Raw genomic sequence first — 5,259 nt, 5'->3', positions numbered from 1 at the left:
TCGTCACATAGCGGCGAAGCTTCCAATCGAACGAAATACCAGCCGGGGCCTGAAAACCCGCGCCGGCTTCTTTGTGCTTTCATGCCGGGCCTGCTGGCGGTTTGCCTTCCGAATCCTCGGCAGGTCTCGGCGAAGATAGCTTGCCGGCGCTTGGCCGACATGCGGGCGCGGGGAGTGTTGGCGGTCACGGCTTCTGCATCCTTACCCCCACTCCGCCGCCATTCTCTGGGATTAACTCCACCCCAGCTGTCTCGAATGCGCGCTGAAGCACGTCAAGCGTGGCATTTTGCGGCGTTGATCGGCCTGCCTCGAAGTTGCGGATTGTCGCGTTGCCAATCTTCGCCGCGTCGGCGGCATCCTGCTGGGACCAGTTGAGAAGGGCGCGGGCAGCGCGGCATTGAGCGGGCGTCATCATTCTTCTCCAATAGCGCATATTAGCGATAAACGCTAGCCCTATCGAATAACGCTTGCATTTAGGTTAATAGCGTTTATGATTATCCATAGCGAAAATCGCTAACACCTGATGGAGAGAAAACCATGCCGAACAGCACTGTTCGGGCAGCCGCCGAAGGCATGCCCATTTTACAGCCCTTTGGATTTACCGGAGAGAAACCATGATGAACGGCTCGTCAGGATTTCCCCAGCTTCGCCGGCTGTTCGGATCGCTACAGCGTCACGACTCAGTGACCATTGATGAGCGAGCAACGCCCCCCACAATCGACGCAGGAAGATCAATCATGAACCAGCACGTCAGTCGCCGTAACGTATTCGCCAGTTCGGCTGCGGTTGCCGCCGCAGCACTGGCCCCTTTCGATGAAGCCAAGGCAGCCCAAGCAGAAGCGCCGATGACAAAGGTCAATCGGCTCGCGCGAGAATTGGCGGTGGCGATGGATGAGTGGATCGAGGACATGGGGACGGCAGACACCTATGTGGCCCACATCTACCCATCCAAGTCAAGCAAAGTCGGTGGTTTCCAGTCGTTCCGGGATCTCGGCGAGGAAGACCGTCCACCAAGCGAAGGGATATACAAGCCTTTGCCGCACCACGCTGACGCTCTGTCATTCATGCGCAGGCGGAAGCCGCGCGGCAGCGGTGTCGATCACTGGATCGTGGAAGCCAGCGGCAATTATAGAGTCGACTGCAATCTTGGTCACCAACTTGCCGATGAGTACCTGAATTTCATTGGCGATCACCCGACCAACGGCAACGCAACGCTGCTCGGCTGCATTGTGAATGACATGGTTCGCGTCAGGACCGAAGAGTTGAAGCCGTGGGGGCGTCATCTGACCGGCGTCGAAATCGGTTTCCTCGGGGAGATTAATAAGTTCGCGATGGCGGTGGCCCAGGTCCGTGCCGAAGTGATGGGGCGGCGCGGAGCGTGAACCGAAGGATTAGCCCGCTGCCTCACGGTGGCGGGCTTTACATGTCAAGGAACTCGGCAGCATTTACGGACCAAGAGTTGCTGCGGTGGGTTTTCCCGGTACTGTCTTCGCAGACGGCGCAAAGTGTTGCCGACTCCATTCCCAGATCAGCCACCGCGCGCCCGATGCTTTGATAGCTCATCCACAAATGAGCAGATTGCCCGTCGCTCAATGTTGCCGGCAATGACGTGTCCACCATTCCTGGCATGTTAAGGATTGAAGTCGAGAACATGCGTTTGCCTTTAGGCATCTCCAACCAAATAGACGCAACCGTGACCGCACGATGGCCGACGTTTGTCACCTTGAAATGGGCGAAGGCTCTGCCGGACATAGGCCCAACGTTGGCCATGCCCGAGCCTAGATCGACCTTGATCAGACGCTGGTCGCGCCGACCTGTCTTCCACCAGTTAACGGTTGAAAGGGCGGCGCCCCACAGGGCCAGCGCAAAAAGCACAACGTCTTTCAATACAGGAACCCACGCCGACAGTGTCATAAGGTCGCCTCCTTTGTGTCGCGTCCCATTCACGATGCCAGGCTTTTCGCTCCCGCGCCGACTCGGTTTGTGCGCGGACGTTCGCTGATATTCGCTGCGCTTATTTGACGCTTATGAGACGGACGGGGGGAAGATCAAGTTAAGTCATTGAAATTGCTGGTACGCCCAAGGGGAATCGAACCCCTGTTACCGCCGTGAAAGGGCGGTGTCCTAACCGCTAGACGATGGGCGCGCTCAGACGAAGCGGCTTATACTGGCGTTGTGCGCAACCGGCAACCCGTCAGGTGCCACCTTGGACAACTTTTTTCCAGGCCTGCCAAATCAACGGTTTGCCGAGGGTTGGCAGGCTTTGACGATTAGCGGCGACACCCATCGTTTCGTCATCCACGGGCGGAGCAAGGAGCGCTCCGTCGCGAAGACCCGAGGATGACGAAGTTGGGGACGCTTCGGCCTATCTCGAATGTTCAGGAGGCTGGAACGATATTGCCGGAACGGCCTTGGCGGCTGACAGGCGTAGGCCGTCAAATAGCGCTACTAGCCGTCACCGCCGCTGCGCCGGCGGCAGCGCCAGTTCCAGTCGCGCTCGGGACCGACGTCGACGTGAACCGATTCTGTGTGGCAGTATGTGCCGACACCGCCGCGACCGGGCATGCTTCTGATGTAGCTCGCCAGTTCCCATTTCGAAACGCCGGGAACCTGGATGTCGGCGGCGGCGCAATACATGTGCAGCGAATTCTTGGCGCCGTTGGCGCGCCGATTGCGGGCCGGGTCGCGATAGCCTGACGTCACCGTCATCTTGCGGCCGTAGTGGCCTTCGATCGTCTTCAGCACGCGCACCAGCGACGGTTTCAGGCAGGCCACATCGACGCTCTCGTTCTGCTTGAGCAGCCCGTTGGGCGCCAGCCGGGCCATGCCGGCGGCGGACGCAACCTGATAGGAGCCGCCCACTGGCCCCTCATCCTCGTTGAGGTCGACGTCGCTTTCGTCATCGAGGCCGGACTTGCGCTTGATCTCGAACAGGGCCGTCTGGCGCACGCCGGGCAGGGCATCGCTGCCGGTGATGTGACCGCTATCGCCACCGAGCGAAGCCAGCTGTACCGGCTTGGCCGTGGAATCGGCCGAGGCAAGCGTGATGATCGGCTTTGCCGCTGCTGGCGTCGCTTTTGCCTGCGCCGGAGGCTGCTCGCCCGTCCGGGCGTTGCTGATGAGGGGGGCTGGTGTCGCCGAGGCTGGCGTTGCGCCAAACATCGAAGCCAGGAAGCCTTTCTTCTTTGGTGCTTCGGCCTGCGGCATCTCGCCAGCCGTCACATAGACCGGGTTGTTCATGGCCGGAGCGGCAGCGGGCTTCGGCGCCGCCACGTCGCCGTCGGCCGCGGCAATCTGCTGGGCGACCGCATCGGTCTGCTGCGCGGTCTGTGCCTGCTGCGTCAGCGACTGCGGCGTGTTTCCAACGATGGTTTCGGCGCCCGCCGGCATGGTCAGCGGAAAGACAGCTCCCGGTTTGGACACAGGCACATAGGCGACCTTTTCAGGCAGCGCCGTGTCGCTTGCCGTCATCACGGTCGTCTGCTCCGTCGTGACATCAGACGAATCGGAGGCGGCGATCGCCTTGCCGCTGGAGGCCGCGTTTACATCCGATGCGGTGGCATTGTAGCCGGGCATTCCGACCGACATTGCCGGGTCGCCAGCCGAAGTGCAGGAGGCCAGAAGCAAGGAGCAGAGCGCTGCCACAATGGCGCGGCGTTCTCCCTTTGCGAGGCTCCATCCTGCTGATTTCAAACTCAAATTCCCCCTCGATGTCCGGTCGGCATATCTTGGCGCGGCATGCATGCGTCGCTGCCAAGGTGACCTTTGTCTCCGATCCGGAAACGAGACCTGTGTCAAATCCGCAAGCCTGGAAGTATTTTTGCAGTGATTGCCGAATTACGGCCGCTTGATGGTTGACGACACCATTTCGCCCGCTTTTGGCGGCCCGTCAACTCACCACACATTACAGTCCGTTACACACGGACCTTCACATAGGTGCCCGGAGCATCACCCAAAGTTTTCATATGCTTGCCCGGTTTGCGGGCAGGCACGCGGGTGTTGTCCTTGGCCTCTATCCAGCCTTGCCAGTGCGGCCACCAGGATCCTGGATGGTCGGTGGCATTGGCTATCCACTGGCTGAAGTCGCCCGTCGGCGTACCCCCGGTCCAATACTGGTATTTGTTGGATGCCGGCGGATTGACGACACCGGCGATATGGCCCGACCCCGCCATCACATACTCGACCGTGCCGCCGAAATATTTCGAGCCGAGGAACACCGAAAGCGCCGGCGCGATGTGATCTTCCTTGGAGGCGAGGTTGTAGACCGGGATGGTGATGTCGCCGAGCGAGACCGTGCGGCCCGCCAGTTCCATCGTGCCTTGCGAAAGGTTGTTCTCAAGATAGCAGTTGCGCAGGTAGAAAGAGTGGTTGGCTGCGGCCATGCGGGTGGAATCGGCATTCCAGTAGAGCAGGTCGAAGGGCAGGGGATCCTTGCCGCGCATGTAGTTGTTGACGACATAGGGCCAGATCAGGTCGCCTGAGCGCAGCATGTTGAAGGCGGTCGCCATCTTGGTGCCGTCGAGATAGCCCTTTTCGCTCATCGACTTTTCCACTGCCGCGACCTGTTCTTCGTCGACGAACACCTTCAGGTCGCCGGCATAGGTGAAGTCGACCTGCGTGGTGAAGAAGGTCGCCGACTTGATGCGGTCGTCGCCCTCTTGCGCCATCAGCGCCAGGGCCGCCGCTAGGAGCGTGCCGCCGACGCAATAGCCGATCGCGTTGACGTCGCGTTCGCCGATGGCCTTCTCGACCGTGTCGAGGCCGTATTGCAGACCCTCGCGGATATAGGCTTCCCAGCTCTTGGTGCCGTGGCGCTCGTCCGGATTGACCCAGGAGATGACGAACACGGTGTGGCCCTGTTCAACCGCCCAGCGAATGAAGGATTTCTGCGGGTTCAGATCGAGGATGTAGAATTTATTGATCCATGGCGGGCAGATCAGCAGGGGCCGCTTGAGCACCGTCTCGGTCGCCGGTTCGTACTGGATGATTTCGGCGACGTCGCTGCGGCCGACCACTTTGCCGGGAGTGGTGGCGATGTTCCTGCCGATCTCGAAGGGCGAGTAGTCGGCCTGCCGCAGCTTCAGGTCGCCCTTGCCGGCGGCGATGTCCTCGGCCAGCATCTTCATGCCGCGCACCAGGTTTTCGCCGTTCGAGGCGACGGTTTCGCGGAACAGTTCCGGATTGGTCAGGATGAAATTCGACGGCGAGATGGCGTTGGACACCTGCTTGACGTAAAAGCCGGCCTTGTGGCGGGTGGGG

Annotated in this window: 5 protein-coding genes and 1 tRNA gene; 1 reads left to right on the top strand and 5 read right to left on the bottom strand. The window is 60.5% G+C overall.

Features of this window, described 5'->3' with window-relative positions:
- Positions 1-184: 184 nt before the first annotated feature.
- Positions 185-412 carry a helix-turn-helix transcriptional regulator gene (locus EN932_RS28375; RefSeq protein ID WP_128369241.1) on the bottom strand — a complete coding sequence of 76 codons (228 nt, stop codon included), beginning with the start codon at positions 410-412 and terminating at the stop codon, positions 185-187.
- Between the two features lie 325 nt (positions 413-737).
- Between EN932_RS28375 and EN932_RS28370 the strand changes: the two genes are divergently transcribed.
- Complete coding sequence (locus EN932_RS28370; protein WP_128369240.1) at positions 738-1,382, top strand: hypothetical protein; 645 nt, start codon at positions 738-740, stop codon at positions 1,380-1,382.
- Between the two features lie 37 nt (positions 1,383-1,419).
- Here EN932_RS28370 and EN932_RS28365 read toward each other — a convergent pair whose 3' ends face one another.
- The 4 genes from EN932_RS28365 to EN932_RS28350 form a co-directional block, all read right to left on the bottom strand.
- A complete protein-coding gene (locus EN932_RS28365) occupies positions 1,420-1,914 on the bottom strand; it encodes a hypothetical protein (protein WP_128369239.1) in 495 nt (164 codons plus the stop codon).
- 157 nt (positions 1,915-2,071) lie between these two features.
- Positions 2,072-2,146: transfer RNA gene (locus EN932_RS28360), tRNA-Glu, on the bottom strand.
- A 302-nt stretch (positions 2,147-2,448) separates the two neighbouring features.
- Positions 2,449-3,699, bottom strand: coding sequence for a YcbK family protein (locus tag EN932_RS28355; protein ID WP_127385443.1), 1,251 nt, complete (start codon positions 3,697-3,699; stop codon positions 2,449-2,451).
- 215 nt (positions 3,700-3,914) lie between these two features.
- On the bottom strand, positions 3,915-5,259 hold a 1,345-nt coding region (locus tag EN932_RS28350), incomplete at its 5' end, for an alpha/beta hydrolase (protein ID WP_164890655.1).

The sequence above is a fragment of the Mesorhizobium sp. M7A.F.Ca.US.002.01.1.1 genome (assembly GCF_004022955.1).
Lineage (GTDB): Bacteria > Pseudomonadota > Alphaproteobacteria > Rhizobiales > Rhizobiaceae > Mesorhizobium > Mesorhizobium ciceri.
Note: the sequence above shows the minus strand (reverse complement) of the source record. Positions and strands in the feature narration are given on the sequence as shown.